We start from the raw sequence: 26,702 nt of genomic DNA on the forward strand, positions 1-26,702 counted from the left end.
GGGTGGTAAGGCGACTCGATTGCCTTCCCTTTCGCCACCCGAGGACCACCATGAACCGCCCTTCGCTCCTTTGCGGCCTGCTCGCGGCCACGCTGCTCGCCGGCTGCGGCCAGCACGAATCCTCTACCGCCCAGCCAGATGCCTCCAGCGCGAGCACGCCCAGCCACAGCCAGAGCGGCCCGGAACGACGCGCCGCCAAGCCGATGGATGCCTATGAGGTCATCGACCTTTCGCCGGCGAGTTTCCCCGAGCCGACCTACCTGGAACTGATCAGGCAGGTCCGGGCGGCCTACTGGTCAGCGACGCCGAAGGATACGGCCGCGCTCGCCTTCGACTACCTGGCCGATTACCGCGCCGAAACCGACAGCTTCAAGCGCGCCGACATTGCCAAGGCCCATGCGTCCGAGCTCGACCAGGCCTATGGCGATGCCCAGCAGCGACATGACTATGCGGTGCGCACCCGAAGCCTGATGCAGGTCTTTCCGTACGACGCATCGACGGGCGGCTTCAAGGTGCTCTTTTCCAGTGACGACGAGCGCTCCGCCGTGGGGGTGTTCAAGAGCGTAGGCAATCGTCATCCCTACGGTGCGTGGAGCTTCCGTTTTGTGGGTATCCCGCGCGTGGCGAGCGGGCATGAGGCGATCTACAAGCCCAAGGACGAAGCCGAGGCCCGAGCGATCGAGGCTGCCCTGGCAGCCCAGCGCGACGCCAGCGGAGGCTCGATCAATGTCTACGCCCAGTACGAAGGTCATCCGCTCGCCACGATCTCGAGCCCCGCTCACGATGACACCATCATCTTTGGCATCGATGCCATCACGGCAGTCGACCGCAAGACGGGCAAGCCGCTGCTGACGATCAACGGCAAAGACCTCGGCCCCATCGACATCAAGTGCTCCACCACGCGGAAGGCCCTGAACCTCCCCGAGCCCGCGCAGTCCGGCGGCATCGAAATGTCGAGCGAATCGCCGTGCTGACGCGCAGCCTCCCTTCCTGCTTTTACATCCCCATGAAACGTCTGATCGCCGTAGCATTGGCCACACTGACCCTCGCCGCCTGTTCGTCGGGCCCAAGCGCGGATGACGTGAAGATCGCCGTGCGCAAACAGATGACCTCCATCGGAGGCACCCAGGCCGCAGACCTGTACGCCAAGGAGATCGACGCCATCAAGGTGCTCGGCTGCAAGTCCGCCGACCACGGTTACGAGTGCGACGTTCAAGGCCCGGCTGGCGTGCAGCGCCAGAGATTCATCAAGACCGATGACGGGTGGGTCCTCGCGCAGTAGCTCGGGGCGCTGGCTCCGACGGGAGCAAATCCATCCAGAACTGTGCCGCCCTGCACCCTCATTCCGCGGATACGTCCAGGTGGGGAACGGGGCGGCCGAATAGCCTCCTGCAAGCCAGGCAGCGACAAGACCGCGAACTCCGCTGGCATGGGCAAGCTGGACTTCGGTCATTGCCGCACGCTTCCTCGGAGACGAGCGCTCACGCCCGGCGCTTCGATGCACTTCGATTTGTACTTTCCCTAACAGAACCGGCATCAGCCATCGCCCTATATTCCGCGTCGATCGTGGCTGGAGCGACATCACGCATCTGCGTGAATCGTGCTCTTGCCAAGCGTAGCGGCGCTTTCTTGCCCGCGCGGAGACCGCAAGGTTGTCGGCCTTCCGGATACGCGTCGTCAATCGAAAGCAGGCGATGAACCCGGCCACCGCGCCGTCATCGTCGTGGGTCAGTAGATGTCTGCAAGTGAGGAAGGAAATGAGTGTGTCGGAGAGCGTGCGGACCAGGCTCGACTGCGAAGAACTGCTGGGCGAACTGGATTGCCAGTACCGTAACGCGACAAGGCCCAGTAGCCACCTGGACCAGCTCACGGAGTGGGTCCTGCATGCACAGGAGGTGGTGGACTCAGCTGCATTCGGCTTGAGCCCGGGCGAAGCCAGCGAGCTGCTGGCATGCTACGCGGCGCAACTGCATAGCGCGCTTTGCGCCATACCCAGCTTGGGCGCACCGGGAAACGGTGCAGCTCCCATCAAGCCCCTGCATCTGGACACGGACACCGAGCAGGCGATCCGTCGCGTTGGCGAGAGCCACGGCAAGCAATTGCGGACGCAGTGGCTGGCGGACATGCACTCAAAGGCCGCGCAAGCAGCCCGCGTCCATTGAATCCCGTCATTCCTGTTTAGTCGCTCAAAAGTCGAACGCGAGGGCACGGCCCGTATCCCGCGCCTGGGTTCAGCAAGGCTTATCGGCCCTGTCCATGCAGGCTATCGAGCATCGGTGAGCGGTATTCGCCGGGATTTGACCGTGCGGGCTCCACGCCGGGGCCAACCTTGCCGATACAAGCCTCGGTTGCACCAGCATCACCCTTGGCAGACCAGCCCCCTGCGGGCGACGGAAAGCGTTGCGTACGAATTCTGGATGCCGGCGCGCCTTCCCTCCAACCAGGGCCAGCGTTCGCGCGGAAAAGCGTGAGCAGGGCGTAAGGCGAAGCGCACCGATACTGCCTTACCAGGCGCTGCGGATCGTCTCATTTCCTTCAGCATTGCTGGAGAACGCTGCAGTCGGGGACGTGATGGGCTGCAGCGACAGGCGTGTCCGCCGGAACAGCACTTCGTCAAACGCTTCGGTAATGCCCCGGGCGTTGACGGGCCCCATCGTCTCGATGTCCTGAAGGAACGCATCGAGGAATCGCCGATCGCCGTCCTGTAGCGCCCTGACAAAACTGCGCCAGCGGGAAGCGTCCAGTGCATCCGTCTCGGTGGCGTAGGGCGAGGCATACAGCCGGGTGCCTGCAGGCCACCGTGAGCCATCAGAACGCCCGCGGAGAAACTCCACATCGAACTCGGAGACCAGTGCCACGGGCTGGTCGTCCAGCGTTGGAGCGAGCTGGCTCTTCAGCCAGCCGTAGCCGCGGAAGAATCCCGCCTTGAACGGCCAAAATTCATCCGGGGTTGGCTTGGGGAGGGATTCTCTCCTGAAGCTTTTCCACGACTCGTAACACTGACCCACCACCTCGGCAACCACGTGCGTTCCTCGAGCGTTCGGATACACGGCTTGTTCCGTGGCGACGTGCACACGGCATGCATTCGTGATCCGGCAGGAGTTTGACGTACCTGGCCACCTGCGTTCTGTTCTGTACGAGACAAATGGCAAGGTCTAAAGGTGATGACGACAAGCAACGGCGCCCAGCCCTGGCAGGTCGGTGATGGTGATGTTGCAGTTGGCGATGGCGATAAAGCCAAGCTTCTCCAGCGCCTTGAGTTCCTTGTTGAGGATCGGCCGCGAGCATCCAACCATGTCGGCAAGCGCTTGCTGCGCCAGACGAAAGGACGGGGTCGCAGCATCCGTCGTCGATATGCCGAACTGCTCGGCCAGTTCGATGATCGACAAGGCGCAGCGCTCTCTCAGGGGCAGCAAGCAGACCTTGATCAGATCTCGGTGATGCCGGCGTGCGCGAGCGCAGAGCGAGCGTGCCATCACCAGGCTGAAGTTGGCGTCCCTCCCCATCAGCTGGAAAATGGACGATCTATCAAAGTAGGCGATGGCCAGGTCCGTCTTCGCGTCATAGTCGTACGCGGATCCACCGCCGTCGAAAACGGGCAGCTGATTGAACAGGTCACCTGCACGCATGTATCCCGCGATATGCCGGCTGCCTTTGCAGCACGTGGCACTGAGCTTCAGGATGCCGGAAAGAACGAGGCCGAGTTGATCGGTCTTTCTACCACGGGCAATCACGCTTTCACCCTGCGTCAAGGCCACCACCCGGCCGAGGGCTGCGAGTTCACCAAGGGTGAATTCATCGCAATCGCGCGCCCACACCATGTTCTTCAGCAAGGCGGCGCTCAGCTCGGGCCCACTCGGATGCACTGCCTGCCTGTTCCGGTGGCTGTTGCTCGATCGGCTGATATGTGAGGCGCTGAAGACCATGAGATGAAATGAGCATTGCGTTGAATGTCATGTTAGGAACACTCATCGCGGTCGGCTGTAAGACAGATGACAGTTGTACTGGCGTGTAACCCACTATCGCGGCCAGTTGTTCGCAAACGGCTGATGGCTCGATAGTGCGATCAGCGCAGCGTGATGGATGGGTGATGACCACCCCGCTACGGAACCCCCGCAAAACCGTGCATCGCGACTCCATCGCCCTCCGGAAGAGCTGTGTTTTGCACGCCGAAGGGTAAGTGTTCCGTGCACCCGGAACGAGGGCGATGGCCGGTCTTTCCCGGCTGCCAGCGAAGTCATCTTGGGGGTATGCGGTTAACGAAACTTCAAACCGCCGCAATGCGGATGGCCAAAACCTGCGCTGCCGGGGTTATGAAGGCACTCACCGGCTTGCCTTTTGAAACGTCACCACAGATGTCGTCGACCGGGGCAATACAGTTCGCGAGGCCAAGTGGAACTGCCTCCCGCCGCATCCTGGCCAACGATATGCGGGCGCAATCCTAAGGAATGCGCAGGCAGGGATCTGTTCGATTCCAGACATGCGGCGGATTGCTGCAGCAGGCCCGGATAGAGCGCAGCTTGAATACCGCACGCAGTCGAAGCGTAATGGAAGCGAAGGCCAGCGCCATCAATGGCAACGCGAACCCGACAAGTGCGAGAACGCATTCAACGACAGTCATCGGCATGCAGTCCTGTCTCGCTCGATCACCCTTGGTTAGTGGCAGGCGACGGTGCTTTTTTTGCCACCCTCCGGTGGAGTCGGGCCGACATGTCGAGACAGGTCCGCTCCTTCGGCAACAGATCGGGTGGACTTCGTTCGCATATAGCGATCACGTCGCTGCGAACCCACCTCCTTGTGAGCCGCGTCGCGAGGATCACGACATCCATCCGTCGCGCGACAAGCGAGCGGCCGATCACCCTGGACGGGTGTCGGCCGCTCATTACCTTCATCAGAACGACAAGCGCGCTCCTGCCTCCACCGTAGCCACATGGCCACCGGATGCACCGCCCGGCACATAGCGGGCATAGTCCAGCTTGCTGTACAGACTCCAGCGGTCGCTCAGCTGTGCCGTCAAGCCGGCACCGACTTCCACGCTGTTGCTGCCGAACTGGCTGTCGAGCGAAGTGCGGCTGACGGGCGTGAGGTAGCTCGCGGTGAAATCGGTCGCCGCCTGGTGGACCAGGTAGAGTTCGACGAACGGCTTGACCAACGCATGGTTGGCGCCAGTGAGATCCCAGGAGGCACGGGCGCCCAGCTTCGCGCTGGCGCCGGAGGCGTGGTCGAAGTCGACCTGGGTGCCTTCCGGCAGCGCGGTTCCATCGAAATGGCCGTACTGATAGCTGACCTGCGCAAGCGGGGCGATGGAGAAGTGATCGTTGACTGCAAACACGTCGCCGACCTCTACCGCGGCCGTCAGGCTCGTGCCGTTGACGCGACCATCGATCACCGAGGTGCGATCCTGCAGGCGTGCGCCCTGCAGCAGGCCGTTGACGTACGCGCCATGGGCGCCCTGCCAGGTGACATAGGCGTCGAGCGTATAGGCACGTGTCTTCAAGGCGCCCGCCGCTGCATTCTGCACGCCGTCTACGGTGCCCTGCGCATCACCTCGACCATCCAGCGCCGAACCGAATACGCCGACCTCGAGCGAGGAGCCGTCACGCGCCGTTGCGTGCCACACCGGCGTACCGACCTGCACGCCCGTGATGCTGCCCGAATAGGCGGCCGACAGATTGCCAGCGCTGCTGTCAGCAACATTGGACACAATCATGCGGGCCCACGGGGACGGATTGCCGTCGCTGGTCGCGGGAACATCACCCTCGCGGTCATGGCGAGTTGCCAGCGCCAGACTGGTCATCTGGTTCATCATGCTCATCGTTGCCGGGAGGCGTGAAGTCTCCGGGCGATAGGCCGGCGTGACAGCCACCAGCGGTTCCGTGGGTGGCATCGGCGCGACGGCTGCTGCCGGCTCTGATGGCGCCACCGGCGCGACGGGTGCCACCGGATCGCTCGGTGCAACCGGCTGAGCCGGTGCAGTGCTGGTCAGGTACCAGTTCTGGCCCTGGCCGCTGCTGTCGCCTGCCTGCAAGTGATAGTCGAAGGCACCTGCCCGCACCGGTCCGGCCAGGGCGAAGCCGTCCTTGCTGCCTTGTGCCGTGGTGTCGGCGCCATTCAACGACTGCACGACCAGGATGCCGTTGCCCGTGGTGGCAGCGCCCAGGCCACCCACGTTGTTGATGCCGAGGTTGGTGTGGCCGCTGACGCTGCCGCCGTTGACCGCCAGCACATCGCCCGCGGTCGCGCCGTTGCTCAGCACTTCATTGAGCGTGACGGTACCGCCCTGCCCAACCAGCGACTGCACGGTCAGGGTCTTCGGCGCAAAGGCGCCAGCCTGGGCTGCAAAAGCCACATTGCCGGCCAGCGTCAGCGTGTTGACCTGCGAGCTGCCGGTCATGTTCCAGCTGCTGCCCGCATCGATGGCGATATCCGCCGGATCGATTCTGCCGGACAACCGGCTGCCATGCGTCAGGCTGATGCTGCCTTGGCTGCTGTCTGCGAAGACGATGTTGCCGGCCAACTGGGCGTTGTCGGCGACCAGGGATACCTGGCTGCCATTCCTGGCGTCGAACAGGTCCTGCCCTGCGGCGGACAACGAGGTGTTGCTCACCGTGAGCGTCGCAGCGGCGGCATTGTCCGCTGCGAGCAACGCGCCTGCACCGCTCGTCAGCGTAGCGCCGTCCACCGATAGCGCAACCGGATCGGTGCCGCGCAGGGTCACCACAGGTGCAGACTGGGAGGCATGCGTACCGCCTTGCAGGACGAGCGTACCGCCAGCGACCAGGGTGCCCTGATCGAGCGAGGAACCACCCGCCAGGACCAGTGTGCCGTTGCCGACCTTAATTAGCTCGCCTGCGCCGGTGACCGCGGCTGACGTGGCCCACGTGGTGCCGTCATCGGTAAGCACAACGCCATCGTTGATGCCGATCGTCATCGCTCGCGAGGTCGTGATCGAGGCCGTGTTTTCCAGCGCGCCACCATTCAAGGTGATCGCGCCGGTAGCTGCACCCAGGTTCGCATCCGCACCGACCTGCAGCATGCCGCCCGTAACGGTCGTGCCGCCGGCATAGGTATTGGCGCCGGTGAGCGTCAGCACGCCCCCGCCCATCTTGTTCAGGCCACCGCCACCCGACAGCGTTCCGGACCATGTTGCGCCGATGCCGTTGGTGTCGATGTTGGACGTTGTGCCATCGACCAGAGTGGCATCGACGTCGGCGTTCAGCGCAGAGCCCGTGACCTGGATCGTGCCGCCACCCAGGTTGAAGGCATAGGACGCCGGGTAGCTGTTGTAAGAGCCGTGAAGCGACGAACCGCCGATCTGCAGGGTGCCACCATACAAATTGTAGGTGCCACTACCGACTGCGGCGAGGTAAAGCTGCGCACTGTTGAAAACGGTTAGCGTGCCACCCGTCTGATTGATGGTGCCGCTGCCCTCGTTGCCGCCCTCGCCCCACGTCGATACAGCGTTCGATCCCAGGAACATGGAGCCGCTATTCAGAATGAACGACCCACCACTGAGGTTGAGCGTACCGCTTCCGAACTCGTAGTTGCCGGAGGTTCTTCCCAGCACCACAAAGTCGGACTGTCCGCTGCCGAACGTTACCGAGCCACCGCTGAGATTGTAGGTACCGTTGCCGCCCTGGTTTCCGATGTTGAGCGATTGCGCACCGCTGCCGCCATTGAAGACCACCTGTCCTGCACTCTGAGTCACGGTGCCCGTGCCGCCGAAGTCGCCCACCTGGAGCTGGCCGAGCGATAGCGTTCCGCCACTGACCTTCAACGTGCCCGAATCGGTTGACCCTGGGAGTCCATTGCCCAGTTCGCCGAGGCCGAGATAATCGATGGACGCCGTGCCGGAAGTGACCGCGAATCCGCCACCGGTTACATAGGTCGAGCCGCCATTGAAAGTCGCGCCGTCAATGGTGACCGTACCGGTTCCGGTCTTCACCACAGCTCCTTGATTGGCATTCGAATCGCTGGCGCTACCGGCATTGTTGATGACGCCAGCGAAACTGGTGTCCGTGTTATCCGTGCCAAAGACCAGGACGTTGTTGCCGGGAACACCGTAGTTGGCGCTGCCCGACAGATTGTCCTGGTAGATCACGGCCGGGGATGCGGCATGCGCGTAACCCGTGATGCCGAGACAGGCGGAAATCGCCAGGGTCAGGCTGGCGCGTCGAATGGAGGGGCGAACGATGGATGGGGACATGGTGAGGCTCTACTGATACTTAGATAGACGATTCTTTTCGTCCCCAGCATCGATGACCTTCCCGCCCGCTTCTGTTCGATCGATAACAAATGGTTAAGACCGGGGCGAAATGTCGCGCCGTGCGTACCGTGCAAGCGGCAACGCGGCGATGGATCACCCGGCGTGAGATGAAAGCTGTCAAACCCACGACTACGTGGGCAGTCTCTCAGTGAAGGCATCGGTCGGGCAGATAGATACCCGCAGGGGCAAGCATTGCAGTCGATTCAATGGACGGTCATTGCCGTGGCCACCCTGGCTTCTACGCGCCACCACTGACCGACTTAGGATGAACCCTGCGACCAACGCCCGCGCGTTGCTGCATCGCTGATGATGCTTGCTGTGCTCCAGCGCCGCGGCGAGGCCCTGCCCCCAACCCTCATCGCCAAACCATCTACTAAAGATATAGTTGACAAGCATGGCCCGCGTGAGTTTTATTAACTATAAGACTAGTAGATGAGCAGGCATGCCCATGAAGATCTCGTTGACGGACCGGGAGGCGGACGTCATTCAAGTGCTGTGGGACAACGGTCCATCGCTGGTGGCCGAAGTCCGCGAGCGCCTGAAGGATGACCTGGCCTATACGACCGTGCTCACGGTGCTCCGCACCCTTGAAGCCAAGGGGTACGTCAATCACGACGAGGAAGGCCGGGGGCATCGCTACTTCGCCAGCATCAAGCAGCAGACGGCACAGAAGAGCGCGCTTCAGCACCTGACCGAGAAATTCTTCAGTGGGTCCACCGAACTGCTGCTGACACATCTGGTGTCCGACCAGAAGCTCAGCCCCGAACAGATGGCGCGCATGCGAAAGCTGCTGGCCGAGCGGCTGGACAAGGAGAAGCCCTGATGCTCCCCTGGATGACCTACGCGACACTGGTTGCCGTGCTTCTCAGCATGGCCGCACTGATCGGTGAGCACGCGGCGAAGCAACGCCAGGTGGCAACGCGCGGCATCTGGTTGAGCACCATGCTCCTCTCCCTGCTCCTGCCCGTGATGATCGCTTTTGCCTCGATCCGGATTCCGCTGACCTTCCACGCCAACGCCCCGGCGACCACGCTTGTGCTGCGCGGAACAACGTCGATACCCATGCCTGCTGGCATGTTCGACTGGGTCGTCACTGAACAGCATGCGACAACGGCACACAGGGTGAACACGGCCGTAGGCGGTTTATGGCTGGCCCTTTCCGCGCTATTGCTTGGCGTCTTCGCCTTCGCCACAGCTTCGTTGCACCGACAGAAGCGAAGCTGGAAAGAAGGACATCTCTGCGGGACCAAGGTGCTCTTTTCGCCCAAGATCGGCCCGGCTGTCATCGGCATCCTGCAGCCCCACATTGTCGTGCCGGGCTGGCTTGCCGAGGCTCCCAAGGCCCAGCAAAAGCATGTCATTGCGCATGAAAGCTCGCATCTTCGAGCGCGTGATCCGCAACTGCTTGCACTCGTGCTCGCACTCGTCGTGCTCTTCCCGTGGAATATCGCGCTGTGGTGGCAATTCCACCGGCTGCGGCGCGCGGTGGAAGTGGATTGCGATGCCCGTGTTCTTCAGAGCGGCGGCGATCTGCACGAATACTGCGAAACCTTAATTGAAGTTGGGCAGTACCGCTCGACGACCATCGGCGTCGCCGCTGGCATGTCGGAATCCGTGTCGTTCCTTGAACAGAGGATCAAGCTCATGCTCCTGAAACCAAAGAAGTGGGCGCGTGCAACAGCCATCGGCCTCGCTTGTTTTTCGCTAGGCGTAGCGGCGGTTGCTGCCCAGGTCACACCACCGGACACAAACACCAAGGCCACCGATAACGCGGTGACACTCAGCCCGGATGTGCTGAATAAGTACGTGGGTTACTACAAGGTCAGCGATCTGTCTGCCATCACGGTTACGCGCAGTGACAACCATCTTGTGCTCCGCCTCAGCGGACAGGTCGCGTTCAAGGGGCCCATGGACCTCTACCCTCGCAACAACACCCAATTCTTCGTGCCAGGCATGGATGCCACGGTCGACTTCATCCAGGACGTGCAGGGCAACACGAAAGCACTGACGGGCAGTATCAAAGGACACGTTGCCGTCAATGCCGCCCGCGTGAACGAGGCGGCAGTGGACCAGATCAACAAGGCCCTGGCCAAGAGGATTGCCGACCAGAAGCCTTTCCCCGGCAGCGAGAAGGCGCTTCAGCTTCTGCTGAGCGACCCTGACGGCAGCGCCGGCATCAGCCCGGAACTTGCAAGGGTGCGGCAGGAGCAAAAGGCAGGACGTGAAAAGTACCTGGCCGGCCTCGGCCCCGTCACTTCCTACAAGTTCGGCGGCGTTACCGACTTCGGTTGGGACCGCTATGTTGTCGAGCGCAGCAACGGCGCGGAAACGATCTACCTGCTTCTCGACAGCAGCGGCTTGATCGTCAGTGCGTATCGGCACCCGGTGAACGGTTGAGCGAACTTGTTGCGGCGAGGGATCGGCCAACGCCCTGACACGGCGGCCTCCCAGTGGAATGTCCGCTTCAGCTGCGGACATTCCTGCTCCAGGAAAGAGTTCCCTGCCCTTTGCCGGCGATGCTCAGGGATAAGCGACTGGCCGCCATGGCTGCTTTTGTGGTCCGAAGCAGACCGTGGCTGGCGTGAAGCTAAAGCAACCCAGGTATGAGCGCGCTGGTCCGGGCTGCGTATTGGCGGTATGCGTCGCCAAAAAGTTCGGACAGCCAGCGTTCTTCGAGACGAAGCTTCCGCCAGAACGACAAAAACACGATGGCAACCGCCACGAGTCCGCGCCAGTCGCCCACCAGCACGGCATTGCCAAGGAACAGCAGCAGGAACCCGGTGTAGATGGGGTGCCGAATCAGGCCGTAGGGCCCACGCGTAATCAACCGGTGGTCGCTCTTCAATTGAACGGTGGCGCTCCAGTTCCCTCCAAGAACATGCCGCGACCAGCACGCGATGGCGGCACCCGCAAAGCACAGGAAAATCCCCGCTGACTGGAAGGCGATGGAGTGCGGCACGAACTGCTCCCTGAGCGGGCAACCGGCAAACCATTCCCCTGGCCCCAGCAGCAAGAAAGCCAGGATCAACGGCAGCCAATAAGCAACGAAGCGCTTGGCCAAGGATTCGCTTTGTACCGGCGCCTTTACGCGACGAGCGCTCCAGAGCCAGTAAACAAGAACGGTCAACCAGGCCAAGTTCAAGGCGGGGCCAAATCGGGGGTCCATGCGCTTCCTTTCGGTGGAGTCACGTTTGCTGGCCGACTTTGCTGCACGTCAGCGCGGACCCCGATATTCGCCGGCCAGCGGCGACCGGACCAGATGGATTGGGTCGGATTGACGCGATGCGGGGACGAAAAGTGGGCAACCAGGGACAAGCGGTGGCCCTAAGCACTGGCTCCGGATGCACAGGTGCAATCCCGGCGACCGCGACCGCCATGCCAGCGACATCAAACAGCGTACTGAGTGGCCGAAGCCGACCTTTCCACGGAGCCGGCTTTGCGTCGAGGCATACGACATCGTGGCCGGATAAGCAGCCCAGGCCCCTGCCGGCAGGACTAGAAGTGCTGCCCCAGCGGCTCGTTGCACTGGTACTTCTCGGCCTGCTTGTCGAGGTCCTCCTGCGTCAGGTGGCGCGCGGCCAACTCCTCCGGCGAGAGCTGGTGCAGGGCGTCGACATCCATGCAGGCGTGCTGGGTGATACCGAAAAGGCGCTGCACGTTGCGCAACACCGATCCGACGCCCTGCTTCCGAGGGTCGATCAGCACGATGCCGGGAACGATGCGCCGATCCGACCCGGGTATCCCTCGGACGTCCCGCGAGTGCTGGGCGTCGTGTACGCGGTTGTGGAATCCGGCATCGGCCGTGGTGCTCGAAGCTCCAGCGGGCTGCACGGGCAGCGCCAGTGGGTTCGGCAACACCAGCCGGGACGGGACATCGGGTGCGGTGCCGGGTGTCGTGGGCCGTGCCGCCTTCGACTCGGTCGCGTGCGATGACGAAGGTCTCGCGCGGGAGATCGGGGTGGGTGCCGCCGATGGCACCGTCGCCGGTGCCGCGGCGGCGCGTGATCGTGATGGAATCCAACGCACCTTGATCTGCGCGTCGTGCATCTGCGCGATGACGCGCGGTGGGTCGTCAGGTGAGGCGGGCATCAGCAGCACCACCAGCACAACGCCATGGCATCCCATGGCCACGGCCAAAGCCAGGATTCGGCGAGCAGACACACGACGGTATGCGGGTTCCATCCCTTCCCTCTCCCCATGACGCTTTCACCCCGCCCGGACTGACCGTCTTTGGGCGATCAGCTGCAGCTAGGAGACCTTGGCGTCCGGCCAAAGTTCTTATGCGCGAAAAGCGACGGGCCCTCGCCATGGAAACCACGGGCAGGTTTCGCTCATGCGTGGGAAGCGCATCACTATCAACGGCTACCAGGTAAGCCGGAGTGAAAACAGTATCGCAAGGGCAATGGCCAACGAGACCAGGTCCAACGCCACCAGGAATAACCAACGCACGGCACGAGCAAGCCTCGCCAAAAACACCCAGAGGCCCTTTCCCGCTCGAGTTGATGTGTCCATGCGACAACCACCCTTTCGATGAGAAGACCTTGGACGGCTCAGTGCGCCAGAGGTCGAAAGCAGACTTTTACAGTGGCCCGAATGGTTAACTTTCGGACTTCGCGCCGCGGGTCGGCACCATCAAATCAACCACCGGCTCCAGAACTATCTCCGGGAGAGATTCGGCAATGGCCTCTCGCATCAGCTCCCCGGCTTCCTTGTCGAGCGAATCCGCCGAGAACGCCCTCACCCGCGCGGCCTCATCCGGCCACTGTGCGTAGCTGTACCAGATGTCGTCCGGACCACGATGCAGCCGTGAACCAAGCGATCCGTGCCGATCCAGATAAAGCTCGGAGATACGCGTCCAAGCCTCGACGAACTGAGCCTCCATGCCCGGACGCACCCGCCACCGATAGATTGCAGCAAAGCCGGGGATGGAATCGCTCATTGCTTGCCTCTCCATTGCCCATGTCCGTTACCGAGCGGACCATCGGAAGTCCATAGTCGTCCCTGGATCACGGCATGTCATGTGCCCAGCTCGCTGGATACATGTTCGCTCAACTCCCTGGTGTTCTTGACGAACTCCGCTTCCAGATCGATGCCGCACTTGTTGGCAAGCACGATGATCGACCACAAGCAGTCCGACAATTCATGGCCAAGCTTGGCTTTGCAGTCATCCATATTCCGGATACCCGCGTTTGCCTGGATCAGCTTCGCCAGATCGCCGACGTCACCCACGAAACCAAGCGCAAGCTCTCCCGTGCTCCAAACACGTCCCCATCGCTTGATCTCAAGCTGTTCGTAGAGATCGTTTAGCTGCAGGGCTGATTTTTCGATATCGCTGAACTTCATGTTGTGGGCACCTGACACGGGTTATACGGCGCGGTGACGATGAGGCTCCCGGGCACACGGAATCAAACTGGTCGAGCAGCCTGGCCGCGACCTCACGAATGCCGCGGCCACGCACGTCGTTGGCTACGCCTTGGGCTTGCAGCATAGCCGCTACCTGCCGGAGAACGATCCCATGGGGCTTGACTATGTGAACGCCCTCTCCCGCCAGGACATAGCGACCGACCCGAACTGGATAGCGCGCCTTCATTGCCCATCGATATGCCAATGTGCATAGCAATCATAGTCGATAGCCCCGCCGAACCTGGGCCGTAGTATCACGCTCGAAATGCACCATTCTCACCACAGGGCCCGCCTTGACCGATTCGCCAAGGAGTGTTCATGCACCCCTCCACAACTGGCCCACACGCCCCGCTGTTCGCGAATGCCGCCATCGCCTGTTTCGCCGTCTTTACATTCGGCCTGGCGGTCATGCATCTATTGCGTCCCGACTACGCGCCTTCGACCCACATGATTAGCGACTACGCAGTCGGCCGATGGGGCAGCGTCATGACAGCCGCCTTTGCCTGCATAAGCCTTGGGAGTTTGATGCTCAGCGTGGCCTTTGCGGGCAGCGTCCCTGGCTCGATGGCGACCTGGCTTGTAACAGCGCTGTTTGCGATCACGGCAATGGGATCCGCAATCACTGCGGTATTTCCAACCGACCTGCCAGGAGCGCCATCGACAACATCCGGCAACATCCATGCCATGAGCTTCTACGTCAACGTGGCAAGTCTTGTACTTGCCGCAGTGACAATAGCCGTAGTTTCGTTGCACAACTCTCGCTGGCGAACCCATCGGTCGGGTTGCGTCGGCTTCGCGCTGCTACTGATCCTCGCGCTGTTTTTGCAGTTCAAGACATTGCACCCAGGCATGCCCTACGGACTCGCCAATCGACTGTTTGTCGTCATCATGATGTTCTAGCTGTTCTTCATCGCGACACGTCTTCGCCAGATGGCCCTCCCAGCCACGTCATCTCACATCGACGGCGCCTGACCAGGAACGCTCAGCCGGCGCGGGCCATGGGAGGCATGATTCGTTGCGGCACGCACCGCTGGGCTCAACTAACTTTGGCCAAAAGCCCAAGCAAAACCATAAGGATTTGCAAATGAACATGTCATTGCGTCACGTATTTACCCTGCTATTGGCGGCGATCACTACGCTCGGCGCGCCAATCTGCCATGCAGAGAATAGCCAGGATGCGGAGGCGGCACGTTCGACCATCGCCGCCATGGAGCGCGCCTGGAACACGCACGATATGGATGCCTTCGCCAACCTGTTTGCCGAAGATGCCGACTTCGTCAACATCGAAGGAACGCGTTGGCGTAGCCGCTCGGCCATCAAGGAGGCCCACACCTTCGTGCACACAACCATATTCAAGCAGAGCCACCTGACCGTTGACGACACGACCATCAGGCAACTTAGCCCGGATGTCATCGTGACCAGATCCACCTGGCACCTTGCAGGCCAAACCACGATGAAAGGCGAGCCCGTACCCGGCCGGTCCGGCATCCTTACCAACGTTCTTGTGCGCTCCGGCCCGAGATGGATGATCGCCGTTGCCCAGAACACGGACATAGTTCAATGAATACGCTTCTTCAAAAAGCCAGCACGCGCCACTTGCTGGGTGGTTCGGCCGCTTTTGAGTGGAGGAGTTACGGTGATTAACCGACGACAGTCGATTCCTGCCGGCGGCATCGCTGGACCGGCGCAGGGCCCGCCGCCAGACGAGGCCTGGGTCGGTCCAATCGCCAGGGGGTAATGCCATGAAAACTGCACAGCCCGCCTTATGGGTGCGTTCGCTATCACTGCCTCTTTTGGCAGCCTTCGCTTTCGTTGCCTCCGGGTCGACCGTAGGTGCGCAGAACGCAATGAGCGCGCAGTCTCTCGAGGGCGTCTGGATGGTGACGAGAATCGTCAGGACGGGAACTGACGCAGGCACGGATACTCATCCGCAGCCGAGCATCGCGCTGCTCTACAAGGGCTATTACAGCGTCATCAGGGACAACAGCAACGGGCCACGCAAACAGGCACCGGCACCCAAAGACCCGGAGCACCCGACCGACGCCGAAAAGATCGCCAAGTATGACGAATGGGCTCCCTTCATCGCTTCCGGCGGAACCTATGAGGTCGAAGGCAACACGGTCATCACGCATAACGTCGTCGCGAAGCAGGTGAAGGGCATGACGCAGACGGAAGAAGTGGTCGTCACCTTCTACGGCGACTCATTTGTCACGGGCACCCCGAATGACAAACTGCAGGTGACGTATACGCGCGTTCGCTGACGCGCTGGCACGCTTGCAGCGCAGGGCACCTGCAAAGGCCTGCCCTGCCTTCGCATCGCTATACGCAAGTTGGACATCTGCGTATCGCGCGCCACCACTCGGCCACCTCATCAGCGTGCCAGTACTTCGCCGATGGAAGGTGCGCCCGACTTCGCTTATCCGCACATCTCCGGCGACGTTCAGCAGGTTTGATACACCCCACATGCCAAGGCAGTTGCCTCCCAGGCAGCTGACGTCCTCGTCCACATAACGACCATGCAGCCTCGGCCATCCGGTCAATAGACGCTTACCGTGGGCCATGGTCGGCTAACGCGGCGTTGCATGCTGCGCGAGCACAGGGAATGTCAGGCCAGCATCGGGGGCAGCGAAACGGGGAATGGTGTCGTGCAGTCCGCACTCGACGCATGGGCGATGCTCACGCCCATGCCGAGGATCGGGCGCAGCGAGGCAGAGAGACGCAGCACGCCACTCATTGAGCCATGGGTGACGCTCGGCTGGCGCATCACCAAAAAGGCGTGCCGCCCTGATTGACGAATACCCGGCGATAGCGCGGGTGATAGCGAACAAGACTGGAACATCACGGCTATCCCGTGCCCCTGACAAACCCTTACAAATGAGGAGAACGTCATGACCGATAACCCGCACAGCCGCACGTGGTTCCGCGTGGCCGTCGTCTACTTTGCCATCGCCGTGACACTGGGCATTGTCATGGGCGGCTCGGGCGATCACTCGCTGATGGCCGTGCATGCCCACCTCAATCTGCTCGGCTGGGTGTCGATGTCGTTGTTCGGCCTGATCGGCCTGGCCTATCCCGCCATTACCGAGGGGCGCCTCGCCCGCTGCCAGTTCTGGCTATACAACATCGGCCTGCCGGCGATGCTGATCGCGCTCGCCGCGCAGCTCAAAGGCGTGCCCAGGCTTGATCCGGTGCTGGGCATCGGTTCGCTCGTCACCGGTATCGGCGTCGCACTGTTCGCGTGGCTGGTGATCACGCGCGTGGCGACACGGGTTCGGCTCTGATGCGCGCAAAGATCGGAACAGGAGTCGGGGTTCCATTTCAGCGGCGTCAGAGTCCAGTTCGCTGAAGTCCCACTCCGACCAAAGTGCTTGCCGGGGCGCCGCCCGATGCACCAGGCCCTTAGAACGACACCTGCGCCCGCACTTCAAAGATGCGCGGATTCACCTGCAGTTTGCCGCGGTCGCTGAAGGCCCAGATGCAGTTCGCCTGCATCTTCAGATGCTCGCCGGGGTACCCGTTGGCTCCCAGCGTCCAGTCGTGCTCCTTGCCGCCCATGATGGTGTTGCAGTCGGGTGGCTCGTCATGCGCCCGCCCCTGCCCGCATGACACCCGCGCCGACTGACACCTCTCTCTGGGCAATGGGAGATTCCAGGTCCGAACCATGAGTCAGCCGCTTCACGCTGCCAAAAGCGTGCGACCCATCCTCCCAGATGGCAAAGCTCGCCCCCTGCCCGAACATCGGAAGCGCCACGTCAGCCAGCAGCAACCAGACCTCGGCTTCGAACAGCTCGCCCGGCAAGTGCTCGCCATCGAAATGCATGGTCGCCGACCAGAACTCGTGGTTGATCTCCAAGACAGTCTGCCACTCACCGCCGGAGAGGTGGCTGTGGAAGTCGCCGAGTTCTCCCGGAAGGAGACAGATCTCGGCAACAAAATCTGGCACCGCGTGTGTAGCCATTTCAGTTACCCGCCTACGACAACACCCCTGCCCGATCATCTACGTCGCAAGTGACGGCCACTCTTCAAGCCGCCACTGGTCGCAAGCCACTGCCCTATGAGCGCTGGTCCTGAACCTCCCACTCTGCCAAGGCAGTGAGGAGGCGCGACACCTGGAATTCTCCGTAAGCGGGCGACTTGTGGCGAATGTCGGCATCCGAGAGAAACTGCCACACAACATCGGGCATATCAGCGCCGAGACCGTAACGCTGTATGTGCAGCGTCAACCACATCGACCCTTGCTGCACCTGTTCCAACTCGTCCATGGTGGCCGTCTTCCTTTTAGCCATTTCTCTCAACACCTCACGGACCTGCCCGCTCGTGCATGGCTCTGTCTCCATCGCACCCTCTACGCCTACCTTCGGCCTCTTTGCATGGCCTGATGCCCCCTGAGCATGTGAACAACATCCGGCTCGGCATCTCGCACCTGAAAGGCCAGCCAGCACCGTGCAACGACACCGTCCTCGCCTTGCGCGTATCCGCCATCCATCGGAATGACATGCAACGACGGCCCGCCACCCGCGTTGCCTCTTGGCGCCCTGGTCGTCAGCACGTTTGCGTGGCACGCAGGGAAAGCATGCGCGCCGACCTCAGCCGGGCGCGACGGGAAATCTACGGGGTGCCGGTTGCGTAAAACTACGTAACTGCGGGAGTGCTTCAGCCACGCGCCGTAGCCTCGGCCTGGTCGCGAAAGTGGGCATCTCACAGTCTGGTGCGCCACCTTTCATCGCCGCAGCACCTCGCCCGGGCACGCATTCTCTCAGCGCCTGGGTGCTGATAAGTTTCCCGCATGAATGGAACTCGCCTCGCCGTGACATGCGCTGGAAGCCTGATCGTCGCCACTGCGGCCTGGATGTTTTGGAGGTCATCGCCCCGGACGCCAGGCACGCCAAACATCGCGGCACCCACAAGCCAGACGCCTACCGCCCGATCCAAGGGGGACAAGGCTGAACTGCGCGCCACGCCGCCAGACCCAGACCCTGCCAGTCCTCGCGCGGATGCACAGGCCATCAAGGCGACATTCGAAGCGAGCCGCGATTGCTACTTCCTGCGGAACAATGCCTTTGCCGCAAAGTCGATCATCAATGCGTGTCTAACCCTGCCCCAAACTCCTGAAACGGAGGGCCGGCGCGCGGCGTGCGCAAACAGCATCGAAATGAACCGAGCGCGGACCGACAAACTGAGCGAGGCGGCCGAAGCGTGCCCCAAGGAAACGGCCACTGCCAAATTCTTCTACGAGGCAACCAAGGCAGCAGCAGCACAGGGCGACACCGACGCACAGGCCTGCTACGTCCAGTCGCTCTATCAAAGTGAGGGCGTTGACCTGACCTATTCTCAGCAGGACATCGACGACTATCTACGCGATGCGCCCAACTACATTGCCCATGGTCTTTCGCGAGGCGACTGGCGCATCGTTGCCCTTCTCGCACGTGGCGGCCACGGCGACCAGTACAATCCGCTTGAACTCGTCACCAAAAATGACATCTATACGCAGTACGTCATGAATCGCCTTCTTCAGCTGGGAGCAGATAGCACCTATGCCAACCAGCTGAACGGGTTGATTCAGGCCATTTACCTGGCGCCCCGCCTCATGCAAGGCCCGCCACTTACCCAGGAACAGATTGCACGCGGCAACAAGGACGCCCTCGCGCTCTTCCACCGGTCATTTGATCACCAGGCCTTGCTCCAAGACACGCCGGTCGTTTGTCGCGGGGGCGCACTGTAAAGATGGAGCAACCGGCAACGCCGCCTGAAAGAAGGAGGCGACAACTTTCGAAGCGTCATCAATAAACCCCGGAAAGACCTGGCGACGCATTACCTGACGCAGATAAAACTTTCGGCCAGCCAGATCGACCTCCTCCGCGGCACCGAGTATCCGAGTTCGTCCTTTCGGGCATTCAATGACTAGATTGGGAAGACGCCAGAGGCGCTGCGAGTCGACCGCGCATCGCGCCATGGCGACTGGGCATGAGGATGGCGGCTTTGTCGCGCCCGTCTCCGCTCCGCAGATCACCGATTTACTGGGCCGGTGCCGTCTCCATATTTGAGATGCGGCGCCTATAGGGTGCCCACCATGACCCCTCGCGCCCATCTGCAGAAAGCCCTGAACCTCATCGAGGGCCACCTCCCGAGGTTGCTCGACGAGTACCCGGACCCGGCGGACTTCTGGCCAGCCTTCGCCGGCGAGGCGGATTCGCTCCTGGAAGAAGCCGGGCAAGAGCACGAGTGGGTCGCCGATAAGCTCGAGAGTATGCTGACCTTCCATGGGGCGCCTGCCCCATAGGGAGCGTGCCGTGTGCTACTCCGCCCAGGTCTACGCCGACTACCGCAAGTACGAACGCTACGGCGGCAAGCTCGACTTCAAGTCGTTCGTGCAGGTCTTCTGGGAGCGCAAGAAGAACGGCGACCTCATGAAGGTCATGCCGAAGGCCATGGCCGACGCCTTCATGCTCCCTCGCAACGAAGGCGAGCAGGAGGTCAAGAACGCGGTAATCGAGGCATACCGCAGCGTGTCTCTCGTACTGGAGAAGGAACTGGCCGAACAGACGGAGCGCTTGGTCAAAGCTGAGGCCGTGTTGGCGTCCGCCAAGCCCACGAAAAAAGCGGCCAACGACCAGCGCATCGCAAAGACCAAGATTGATGCTGCGCGAGCGAAGCTGGAAGAACTCGCGACGCTTGCCAAGGGCGAAGGCTACGGCCGCATCTGGCCCGGGCACTACGCGCCTGTCCTGATCCGTGACCCGGCGACCGGAGAACGCCTGATCGTGCCCATGAGATATCGCGCGCGACCGATCGGGTGGACCGAAGCCGATGAAAAAGCGAAGCCAGGCTGCTACAACGCGCGCAAGGACAGCCTGCGAACCGTCTGGAAGGGATTGTTCGGCTACCAGCACGGCGTCGTGGTCGCGAGCCGCTTCTACGAAAGCGTCAGCCTCCACAACAACCAGCATCGGCAACTGGCACCGGGAGAGCGCGAGCAGACAGTGGAGATTGCGTTCACGCTGGAACCGCATCAGGACATGATCCTGGCGTGCCTGTGGCGGTACGTCGAACCGGAGGGCGACCGACCAGGCTTCCATGGCTTCGCGGCCATCACACGCGACCCGCCGCCCGAAGTGCAGCAGGCAGGCCACGACCGCTGCATCATTGCCTTGAAGCCCGAAAACATCGACACATGGCTTGAGCCCGACCCGCACAACCTGTCGTCGTCGTACGCGATCCTCGATGACCCGCTCGATACGTACTACCAGCATGAGCTGGTGAAGAAGCCGGGCGAAGAGGAATAGCCGCCGTGGACGAGTTGCGGCCTTGCAGTAGCTGGCTTGGAACCATGCCAATCACTCGCTAAAGCGCGCATTGCGTAGCACCCATTAGCGACAAGGTCCGGCCCACTCACTTGTACCCTATGACGAAAAAGGGTCGTGATCTTATCCATCAAGGTCAGCAGGCCGCCGCCGTGCAGAAAAAACACTCCTCGCCTATATCTGTTTGAGCAACCAGGCAGCCCTGATCGCCTCCCTGTCTGCACGCGGCGGTTGCAAGGCGCTGACACCTAACGATCGACTGAGGGCCTTTGAGCTTCGCGGGCCAGGTCGTAACGGGCCTGCAGCACCAGCCAATAGAGCGCAGATGTGTCCAGCACGAGGGCGAGCCGCATGGCTTGCCGGGGCGTCATGGGGCGGGCGTCGGTGATGAACTCCCTGAGATGTGGTGCCCGGATACCTGTGCGACGGGCGAGCTGCTGGTGATTCAGCGTTGCCGGAAGCATGTAGTCGAGCAGCAGCACCTCGCCTGGGCTGCGCAAGAGCATGGATGGGTCAAAGTCCATCAGCGGATCGATATGAATCAGGCTCATGAGGCTTCCTTTCTTGTCAGGCACGGCTCAACGACGGATCAAGCCCTACAGGCTTCCGTGTCGGCGTATGCCGGGGACGATGTAAGTGATCGCTGAGGGGCCGTGCGGCAACTGACAAGCCAAAGAGCCGCGGAAGCGATCAACGGATGCGGGAAATGCTCACTTAGGACTTCGTATCAAGCGCCGCAGCGCGGGGCGTGGGATATATCCGTAGCCAATGATTGCTGTCGGCGAAAGCTGACACGTGCAGCCGTGAACTGCGCTACCCGCCGCATGTGGGGCGACAGAACAGGAAGTGAGGATGCCATCGAGGGGGATGGACGGACGAATGCGTCCCGTATGATCGCGTGCAGCCATGATCAACTCCGTTCCAGTTGGTGATGGTCAGCGGGTCGTATGGGTTGCCGCTCATGCGGCCCGCGCTTCACGACATTGGTGTCGAGGCCACCAGCGATGCGTTTCTATCGACGTCGAAGTGGCTTGTCGAAAGTAGCAAACGACACTGGCATAGCCTGTCGGGGATCACTACGTTACGACCTAGCTTAGTGCCGATACGTATGTCGGCACTCAATGACCTATTGAGCCATGAACTCTCGCCAAAGCGTCCGCTTCGGACCGGGCTCGCACATCACTCCACGTTGCCTTTCGCGATGTGTCTGTAACGACTTCAAGCTTGGATAGTAGTAATCCAGCCAATAAGGTCGATACGCCCTCATATTCTGACACGACCACTCAAAGAAGGATGCCGGCACATCAAGCTTGGCGATAAAGGCTGGGCCTGTAACCTTCATGTTCACAGTCGAGCCATGCTTGCGTCTACTGTTAGCCCTTCCGCCATAGGCACATAGTCGAACAGCGCGATTCGAAGCCCGCTAAAGCGATCCAGATGGAAGATGCGTTGAAGGACATCCGGATTTGCAAGGCACCACAATAGGCGAAGACCCGCCAATCCCACAGTAGAATTCGCGAACATCATTGACAAGTTGAGCTCATGAGATTCCATCCCGACGGCCCCTCTATACCGGATATCCTTCTGGAACGCTGTGATGCTGGACGCGTCGTGTTTCTGTGCGGCGCTGGGGTTTCATTGCCATCTGGAATGCCGACCTTTGTCGGCCTCACTCAGTACGTCATCAACTCCTTTGACCCACCAGCCGATTCGGAAATTATGATCGCTTTTCGGCCATGGCTGGATGGTCAATCTGCAACGAATGTTCCGCTCGACCAGATCTTCAACCTCCTTCACCTTGAATATGGCAAGGATGAAGTTAACTCCCTTGTCACGGAGCGGCTGAGCTCCTCCCTGAAAATGAGAGATTTTGGACGCGAGCACGAACTAATTAAGCGGATTTCTTCGAACCAGAGCGGCGTACCGCAAATCGTCACGACAAACTTCGATCGGTTGTTTGAGGTAGGCCAGAAAGCGGAGCACCTGATTCAGCATGTAGCTCCAGCTCTTCCCGACCTGAACTTCGGATCAAAGATCGAGGGGATCACGTATCTACATGGGCGACTGGTAGACGCAACCGCCGAAACTCATCCTTACGTACTGAGCAGCGCAGACTTCGGACGTGCCTACCTGTCAGAAGGATGGGCGACCAACTTCATTCGGCATCTCCTAGAACGATATACCGTCGTTTTAGTCGGCTACCAGGCGGAAGACCCGCCAGTCAAATATCTTCTTCAAGGCCTCAATCACGATGGCCAGTTTGACCGATCTAGACTTTATGCATTCGATCGTGGACTTCCCGAGGAAATCGAAGCCAAGTGGCGTGACCGAGGCGTCACAGCTATAGCCTATTCCGATCATCCAGACCTGTGGAAAACCATGGAAGCGTGGGCAGATCGGGCCGACGATCCGCGCAAGTGGCGTGCATCTGTAATCGCCAAAAGCCGGCGAGACCCAAAGGGTCTGACCGCTCACGAACGCGGCCAACTTGCCCATGTTCTGCGCACAGCACAAGGGGCGAGGTTGTTCTCAGAGGCCGATCCATCACCTCATCCGGAATGGGTATGCGTGATGGATGCGAACGTTCGGTCAGTGAAACAGACTCGAGGCTACGGCGACAACGCAGAAGCCTTCGACCCTGGAGCCGTCTACGGTTTGGATGACGATCGAGGCGATATCTCCGAGGAAGATCGCAAGCAGGGAGTCACCAATGACAATCTCTTAGTTTGGCGTGAAGGAGACGACAATCCGCATGAATTTCATCGACTGAGCGGGCGCCAGTCCGAAGGTTTTGAAGCAGTACCGGTTAGGCTTGGCCACCTCATCAACTGGGTAAGCAAGTCCATTGATAGTCCCGTGCTTGCTTGGTGGGCGGTTCGACAAAATGGGCTTCATCCGCGACTCCTGAAGCAACTGGAGTGGCAAGTAGCGCAGTCGAAAACGCTCAGTGAGCGTGCTCGTCATATCTGGAATCTCATCCTCGAACACCATCGAGATCCTCGTAATCGTCAGTGGGATGGCGAGTGGTTCGATTTGAAGACGCGGGTCAATGCGGAAGGTTGGACTTCGAGTGTACTAAGAGCTTTTCAGAGAATCGCGACACCGCGATTGGAAATCAAGCCGCCGTCTGGCTTCAAGCAGTCCAGGCCGCCGTTGGCAACATGGGAAGAAACTGATCTCAGCGACCTGGGCCAGTGCGATGTCATCATCCTTGAACGGCACAACGAAGAAGTCGACGTTCCTGACAATGTTTTGCCACAGGTATTCGGCATCCTGGAAGAACAGCTAACCGTCGCTTCGGGGCTATTGCGGGACATCGAGCCCGTCTACTTCCATGCACCAACCTGCTATCCAAACCGTGAGGTTAATGGGAGGGAGCACGTCACCAAAGCCGCGGAGGCGATGGCTTGGTTCGTCCAACTCATTGACCGAATGGCTGTTACGCGGCCAGAACTGGCAAATGCGCATGCAACGACCTGGCCTGCAACGGACCGGTTCTTCTTCCGAAAGGCCAAGCTTTATGCGTTCAACAAAGCAGATGCCTTCGAGGCCGACCAAGTTGCCAAGGAAGTCTTGTCCTTAGATCAAGAGGCATTCTGGGACGTCGCCGTGGGCCGAGAGCTCCTTTTTCTCTTGGTGGATCGATGGAGAGAGTTCTCCGAGGAGAACCGGAATCGGATCGCCGACCGAATCTTGACGGGCCCCGATCAGCTTTCCCACTGGTCTAGCGAGGAATTCCAAGAATTGCGGGTTTATTTCGCCGCCAAGTACGCTCGATATCTCGAACTACAAGGTTGTGAACTGACGGCGGGCCACAGTGAGCAACTTGCCGAGTCGATCAGCGGCATTCAGGGATGGAGTGACACTTGGGCGACCTCAACAGTGATCGAAGGAGGCTCCCATACGGGCTGGGTCGGCACGGACGAAAGACCAGATGCAGTCCTGAACCTTCCTGCAAACGAGATAGTTTCCAGAGCAAAGGAAGATCTGAAGCTTGACGTTGGAACCTTAACCGAGAAGCGACCGTTCACTGGCCTGGTAAAAGCCAACCCACGAAAGGCGCTGTCTGCGCTAACGATTGCAGGAAAGGCTGGCGACTATCCAGAGGCATTCTGGTCGTCCATGATCAACAACCTTCCCGCAGACATCAGTCCTAGGCTGAGGCGAGTATTCCTGAATCGCGTAGCACGCCTTCCATATGCGGCCATTGTGGAACTACGCCATACGCTGGGCCGATGGCTCCAACAGAATTTAGTCGCTGCCCTCGAGTTTGATGGCGACCTCGGCTGGGCAGTCTACGATCACATCGTCGATGGCATCCTGAGCGGTGGAGTAGATGCATCAAAGAGCGGCTTGGGCGAAATCCACCAAGGCGGAAAAGTCATTCAACGGTCCCGGCGCACGTTCGATCATGCAATCAATGGCCCCATTGGCATGTGTGCTGAAGCCTTATTCCATGCAGTGCCTGGAGAGAAACAAGAGGCGCTCTCACTGATTCCAGATCACATCAAGTCTCGCGTCGAGCGCCTCTTCTCCGCATCGGGTGAGAGCTCAGATCATGCTGTGTCGATAGCGTGCGCAAAGCTGAACTGGCTTATGTTTGTTGATCCCGCCTGGACAAAAGAGCGTCTTATTCCGATGTTAGCGTTCGAGCATTCGGCTTCGGAGCCCGCGTGGAACGGGTTTCTTCATAGCGGGCGAATACCTTGGTCGCCGTTGGCAGAGATAATAAAACCGCTGCTGATCGACCTCTTTCCTTGGGTCGAAGAATTCTCCTGGAATCGCGACCTCTCAACGGTAGCCGCCCAATGGCTAGGCCTCATGCGGATGTCTCACCCGGATGAGCCGACTGGTCTTTCACGAAGCGAAATGCGCTCAGTCTTCCGCGCCATGTCCGATGATACTCGGAACCGATTCATTTCCTGGTTGAGCCAAGTTGGACAGAAAAACGAGAGCGGCTGGGCCAAACACGTCGCCCCCTTAATCAACAAAGACTGGCCGAGAGAGCGCCGATACCGAACCTCAGCATCGGTGCGGGCGTGGATCGGTCTACTTGGTGACACCGGAGATCGGTTCCCAATTGTGTATGAAGCAGTGAAGAAGTTCTTGGTGCCCGTGGAGGCAAATGACCATCCGTTCTACCGGTTCACCAAAGAATTCAGCGGAGAAGGGCCGATTACCACCCGGTTCCCTGAAGCAACGCTAGACTTGATGAACAGAGCCACCCCTCGAGCCCTCACCCATTCGCCGTATGAGTTACCCAAGGTGCTAGCACTGATTGCGGAAGCCGAACCTGATCTGATATCAGATCCACGCTATTTGCGTCTTATCGATCTTGTTGAACGAAGCTAGATTTCTGTTCTCATAACTGACTACCCAGTAATTTGCTCTCGGATTCTCGGACACTCAACGACTGCCTCTGACCGTTCTCCGAACAAGAGAAGCAGAGTCCTTTTGAGAATGTTCGGTAGCCAGTGCCGGCTGCCTCAGCGGGGACGCACGTCACGGCCGTGGGATTGTTGGGTGCATCCATGCACCCAACCCCTCCGCGCTTTGCGCTGCGGGGCCGGCCTTCGGCCGTCCAACAAGTTCCAGACAAATTTGTCGAACCGGTGGGTTCTCACCCAGTCGCTCAGTCAGAAACGAAAACGCCCCCAAGCGGGGGCGATTTCGTTTCTGGCGGAGAGAGCGGGATTGTTGGGTGCATCCATGCACCCAACCCTTCCGCGCTG

24 protein-coding genes are annotated in these 26,702 nt (G+C 60.5%); 13 read left to right on the forward strand and 11 right to left on the reverse strand.

Going from position 1 to position 26,702, the window contains the following annotated elements; all coding sequences use genetic code 11:
• Positions 1-50: 50 nt before the first annotated feature.
• The 3 genes from EPB08_RS05495 to EPB08_RS05505 all read left to right on the forward strand — a co-directional run bounded on the left by EPB08_RS05495 (position 51) and on the right by EPB08_RS05505 (position 2,162).
• Positions 51-974 (forward strand): hypothetical protein, encoded by a 924-nt coding sequence (locus tag EPB08_RS05495; RefSeq protein WP_130618077.1) that lies wholly within the window; start codon positions 51-53, stop codon positions 972-974.
• Positions 975-1,006: 32 nt separating this feature from the next.
• A complete protein-coding gene (locus tag EPB08_RS05500; protein ID WP_130618078.1) occupies positions 1,007-1,282 on the forward strand; it encodes a lipoprotein in 276 nt (91 codons plus the stop codon).
• Between the two features lie 412 nt (positions 1,283-1,694).
• Positions 1,695-2,162 carry a hypothetical protein gene (locus EPB08_RS05505; protein WP_130618079.1) on the forward strand — a complete coding sequence of 156 codons (468 nt, stop codon included), beginning with the start codon at positions 1,695-1,697 and terminating at the stop codon, positions 2,160-2,162.
• Between the two features lie 342 nt (positions 2,163-2,504).
• On the opposite strand, the gene EPB08_RS05510 is transcribed toward EPB08_RS05505, so the two are convergent.
• The 3 genes from EPB08_RS05510 to EPB08_RS05520 form a co-directional block, all read right to left on the reverse strand.
• Positions 2,505-3,023, reverse strand: a complete 519-nt coding sequence (locus EPB08_RS05510) for a hypothetical protein (RefSeq protein ID WP_130618080.1) — start codon at positions 3,021-3,023, stop codon at positions 2,505-2,507.
• Between the two features lie 132 nt (positions 3,024-3,155).
• Positions 3,156-3,833 (reverse strand): Crp/Fnr family transcriptional regulator, encoded by a 678-nt coding sequence (locus tag EPB08_RS05515; RefSeq protein WP_165418416.1) that lies wholly within the window; start codon positions 3,831-3,833, stop codon positions 3,156-3,158.
• 1,058 nt (positions 3,834-4,891) lie between these two features.
• The gene (locus EPB08_RS05520; protein ID WP_130618082.1) at positions 4,892-8,206 is read right to left on the reverse strand and encodes an autotransporter outer membrane beta-barrel domain-containing protein; all 3,315 of its coding nucleotides are present in this window, start codon (positions 8,204-8,206) and stop codon (positions 4,892-4,894) included.
• Between the two features lie 508 nt (positions 8,207-8,714).
• On the opposite strand from EPB08_RS05520, the gene EPB08_RS05525 reads away from it, so the two are divergent.
• Both EPB08_RS05525 and EPB08_RS05530 read left to right on the forward strand, forming a co-directional pair.
• Complete coding sequence (locus EPB08_RS05525) at positions 8,715-9,089, forward strand: BlaI/MecI/CopY family transcriptional regulator (RefSeq protein ID WP_130618083.1); 375 nt, start codon at positions 8,715-8,717, stop codon at positions 9,087-9,089.
• Entirely contained in the window at positions 9,089-10,663 is a 1,575-nt protein-coding gene (locus EPB08_RS05530) for a M56 family metallopeptidase (RefSeq protein ID WP_130618084.1), read from the forward strand. Before EPB08_RS05525 ends, EPB08_RS05530 begins: the two co-directional genes overlap by 1 nt.
• A gap of 190 nt (positions 10,664-10,853) precedes the next feature.
• Here the strand turns inward: EPB08_RS05530 and EPB08_RS05535 are convergent, their stop codons facing one another.
• From EPB08_RS05535 to EPB08_RS05550, 4 genes are all read right to left on the reverse strand, one after another.
• Positions 10,854-11,432, reverse strand: a complete 579-nt coding sequence (locus tag EPB08_RS05535; RefSeq protein WP_130618085.1) for a methyltransferase family protein — start codon at positions 11,430-11,432, stop codon at positions 10,854-10,856.
• 329 nt (positions 11,433-11,761) lie between these two features.
• Positions 11,762-12,448 (reverse strand): hypothetical protein, encoded by a 687-nt coding sequence (locus EPB08_RS05540; protein WP_130618086.1) that lies wholly within the window; start codon positions 12,446-12,448, stop codon positions 11,762-11,764.
• 415 nt (positions 12,449-12,863) lie between these two features.
• Positions 12,864-13,205: an antibiotic biosynthesis monooxygenase family protein gene (locus EPB08_RS05545; protein WP_130618087.1), complete on the reverse strand. Its 342-nt coding sequence runs from the start codon at positions 13,203-13,205 to the stop codon at positions 12,864-12,866.
• Between the two features lie 77 nt (positions 13,206-13,282).
• Complete coding sequence (locus tag EPB08_RS05550) at positions 13,283-13,609, reverse strand: nucleoside triphosphate pyrophosphohydrolase family protein (protein ID WP_130618088.1); 327 nt, start codon at positions 13,607-13,609, stop codon at positions 13,283-13,285.
• Positions 13,610-13,987: 378 nt separating this feature from the next.
• Between EPB08_RS05550 and EPB08_RS05555 the strand changes: the two genes are divergently transcribed.
• From EPB08_RS05555 to EPB08_RS05570, 4 genes are all read left to right on the forward strand, one after another.
• The gene (locus EPB08_RS05555; protein ID WP_130618089.1) at positions 13,988-14,569 is read left to right on the forward strand and encodes a DUF998 domain-containing protein; all 582 of its coding nucleotides are present in this window, start codon (positions 13,988-13,990) and stop codon (positions 14,567-14,569) included.
• Positions 14,570-14,753: 184 nt separating this feature from the next.
• Positions 14,754-15,233, forward strand: coding sequence for an SgcJ/EcaC family oxidoreductase (locus tag EPB08_RS05560; RefSeq protein WP_130618090.1), 480 nt, complete (start codon positions 14,754-14,756; stop codon positions 15,231-15,233).
• Positions 15,234-15,411: 178 nt separating this feature from the next.
• A complete protein-coding gene (locus EPB08_RS05565) occupies positions 15,412-15,930 on the forward strand; it encodes a hypothetical protein (RefSeq protein ID WP_130618091.1) in 519 nt (172 codons plus the stop codon).
• A gap of 627 nt (positions 15,931-16,557) precedes the next feature.
• Entirely contained in the window at positions 16,558-16,950 is a 393-nt protein-coding gene (locus tag EPB08_RS05570; protein ID WP_130618092.1) for a hypothetical protein, read from the forward strand.
• Between the two features lie 118 nt (positions 16,951-17,068).
• On the opposite strand, the gene EPB08_RS21245 is transcribed toward EPB08_RS05570, so the two are convergent.
• From EPB08_RS21245 to EPB08_RS05585, 3 genes are all read right to left on the reverse strand, one after another.
• A complete protein-coding gene (locus tag EPB08_RS21245; RefSeq protein ID WP_229238233.1) occupies positions 17,069-17,224 on the reverse strand; it encodes a porin in 156 nt (51 codons plus the stop codon).
• A gap of 25 nt (positions 17,225-17,249) precedes the next feature.
• Positions 17,250-17,627: a hypothetical protein gene (locus EPB08_RS05580; protein WP_205746316.1), complete on the reverse strand. Its 378-nt coding sequence runs from the start codon at positions 17,625-17,627 to the stop codon at positions 17,250-17,252.
• Positions 17,628-17,721: 94 nt separating this feature from the next.
• A complete protein-coding gene (locus EPB08_RS05585) occupies positions 17,722-17,931 on the reverse strand; it encodes a hypothetical protein (RefSeq protein ID WP_130618094.1) in 210 nt (69 codons plus the stop codon).
• Positions 17,932-18,455: 524 nt separating this feature from the next.
• On the opposite strand from EPB08_RS05585, the gene EPB08_RS05590 reads away from it, so the two are divergent.
• From EPB08_RS05590 to EPB08_RS05600, 3 genes are all read left to right on the forward strand, one after another.
• Positions 18,456-19,391, forward strand: coding sequence for a hypothetical protein (locus EPB08_RS05590; RefSeq protein ID WP_130618095.1), 936 nt, complete (start codon positions 18,456-18,458; stop codon positions 19,389-19,391).
• A gap of 348 nt (positions 19,392-19,739) precedes the next feature.
• Positions 19,740-19,949: a hypothetical protein gene (locus EPB08_RS05595; protein ID WP_130618096.1), complete on the forward strand. Its 210-nt coding sequence runs from the start codon at positions 19,740-19,742 to the stop codon at positions 19,947-19,949.
• 10 nt (positions 19,950-19,959) lie between these two features.
• Positions 19,960-20,952 carry an SOS response-associated peptidase family protein gene (locus EPB08_RS05600; protein WP_130618097.1) on the forward strand — a complete coding sequence of 331 codons (993 nt, stop codon included), beginning with the start codon at positions 19,960-19,962 and terminating at the stop codon, positions 20,950-20,952.
• A 266-nt stretch (positions 20,953-21,218) separates the two neighbouring features.
• Here the strand turns inward: EPB08_RS05600 and EPB08_RS05605 are convergent, their stop codons facing one another.
• On the reverse strand, positions 21,219-21,521 hold the full coding sequence (locus tag EPB08_RS05605) for a HigA family addiction module antitoxin (RefSeq protein WP_130618098.1): 303 nt from the start codon (positions 21,519-21,521) through the stop codon (positions 21,219-21,221).
• Positions 21,522-22,512: 991 nt separating this feature from the next.
• Between EPB08_RS05605 and EPB08_RS05610 the strand changes: the two genes are divergently transcribed.
• Positions 22,513-26,322: an SIR2 family protein gene (locus EPB08_RS05610; RefSeq protein WP_130618099.1), complete on the forward strand. Its 3,810-nt coding sequence runs from the start codon at positions 22,513-22,515 to the stop codon at positions 26,320-26,322.
• Positions 26,323-26,702 lie beyond the last annotated feature (380 nt).

Source organism: Dyella amyloliquefaciens, from assembly GCF_004296575.1.
In the GTDB taxonomy this organism is placed as follows: domain Bacteria; phylum Pseudomonadota; class Gammaproteobacteria; order Xanthomonadales; family Rhodanobacteraceae; genus Dyella; species Dyella amyloliquefaciens.

Excerpts from the sequence above, each read along its gene's own strand:
- EPB08_RS05495 (WP_130618077.1), top strand. The coding sequence starts at position 51 with ATGAACCGCCCTTCGCTCCTTTGCGGCCTGCTCGCGGCCACGCTGCTC.
- EPB08_RS05500 (WP_130618078.1), top strand. The coding sequence starts at position 1,007 with ATGAAACGTCTGATCGCCGTAGCATTGGCCACACTGACCCTCGCCGCC.
- EPB08_RS05505 (WP_130618079.1), top strand. The coding sequence starts at position 1,695 with ATGAACCCGGCCACCGCGCCGTCATCGTCGTGGGTCAGTAGATGTCTG.
- EPB08_RS05520 (WP_130618082.1), bottom strand. The coding sequence starts at position 8,206 with ATGTCCCCATCCATCGTTCGCCCCTCCATTCGACGCGCCAGCCTGACC.
- EPB08_RS05525 (WP_130618083.1), top strand. The coding sequence starts at position 8,715 with ATGAAGATCTCGTTGACGGACCGGGAGGCGGACGTCATTCAAGTGCTG.
- EPB08_RS05530 (WP_130618084.1), top strand. The coding sequence starts at position 9,089 with ATGCTCCCCTGGATGACCTACGCGACACTGGTTGCCGTGCTTCTCAGC.
- EPB08_RS05535 (WP_130618085.1), bottom strand. The coding sequence starts at position 11,432 with ATGGACCCCCGATTTGGCCCCGCCTTGAACTTGGCCTGGTTGACCGTT.
- EPB08_RS05540 (WP_130618086.1), bottom strand. The coding sequence starts at position 12,448 with ATGGAACCCGCATACCGTCGTGTGTCTGCTCGCCGAATCCTGGCTTTG.
- EPB08_RS05545 (WP_130618087.1), bottom strand. The coding sequence starts at position 13,205 with ATGAGCGATTCCATCCCCGGCTTTGCTGCAATCTATCGGTGGCGGGTG.
- EPB08_RS05550 (WP_130618088.1), bottom strand. The coding sequence starts at position 13,609 with ATGAAGTTCAGCGATATCGAAAAATCAGCCCTGCAGCTAAACGATCTC.
- EPB08_RS05555 (WP_130618089.1), top strand. The coding sequence starts at position 13,988 with ATGCACCCCTCCACAACTGGCCCACACGCCCCGCTGTTCGCGAATGCC.
- EPB08_RS05560 (WP_130618090.1), top strand. The coding sequence starts at position 14,754 with ATGAACATGTCATTGCGTCACGTATTTACCCTGCTATTGGCGGCGATC.
- EPB08_RS05565 (WP_130618091.1), top strand. The coding sequence starts at position 15,412 with ATGAAAACTGCACAGCCCGCCTTATGGGTGCGTTCGCTATCACTGCCT.
- EPB08_RS05570 (WP_130618092.1), top strand. The coding sequence starts at position 16,558 with ATGACCGATAACCCGCACAGCCGCACGTGGTTCCGCGTGGCCGTCGTC.
- EPB08_RS21245 (WP_229238233.1), bottom strand. The coding sequence starts at position 17,224 with ATGGGCGGCAAGGAGCACGACTGGACGCTGGGAGCCAACGGGTACCCC.
- EPB08_RS05580 (WP_205746316.1), bottom strand. The coding sequence starts at position 17,627 with ATGGCTACACACGCGGTGCCAGATTTTGTTGCCGAGATCTGTCTCCTT.
- EPB08_RS05585 (WP_130618094.1), bottom strand. The coding sequence starts at position 17,931 with ATGGACGAGTTGGAACAGGTGCAGCAAGGGTCGATGTGGTTGACGCTG.
- EPB08_RS05590 (WP_130618095.1), top strand. The coding sequence starts at position 18,456 with ATGAATGGAACTCGCCTCGCCGTGACATGCGCTGGAAGCCTGATCGTC.
- EPB08_RS05595 (WP_130618096.1), top strand. The coding sequence starts at position 19,740 with ATGACCCCTCGCGCCCATCTGCAGAAAGCCCTGAACCTCATCGAGGGC.
- EPB08_RS05605 (WP_130618098.1), bottom strand. The coding sequence starts at position 21,521 with ATGAGCCTGATTCATATCGATCCGCTGATGGACTTTGACCCATCCATG.
- EPB08_RS05610 (WP_130618099.1), top strand. The coding sequence starts at position 22,513 with ATGAGATTCCATCCCGACGGCCCCTCTATACCGGATATCCTTCTGGAA.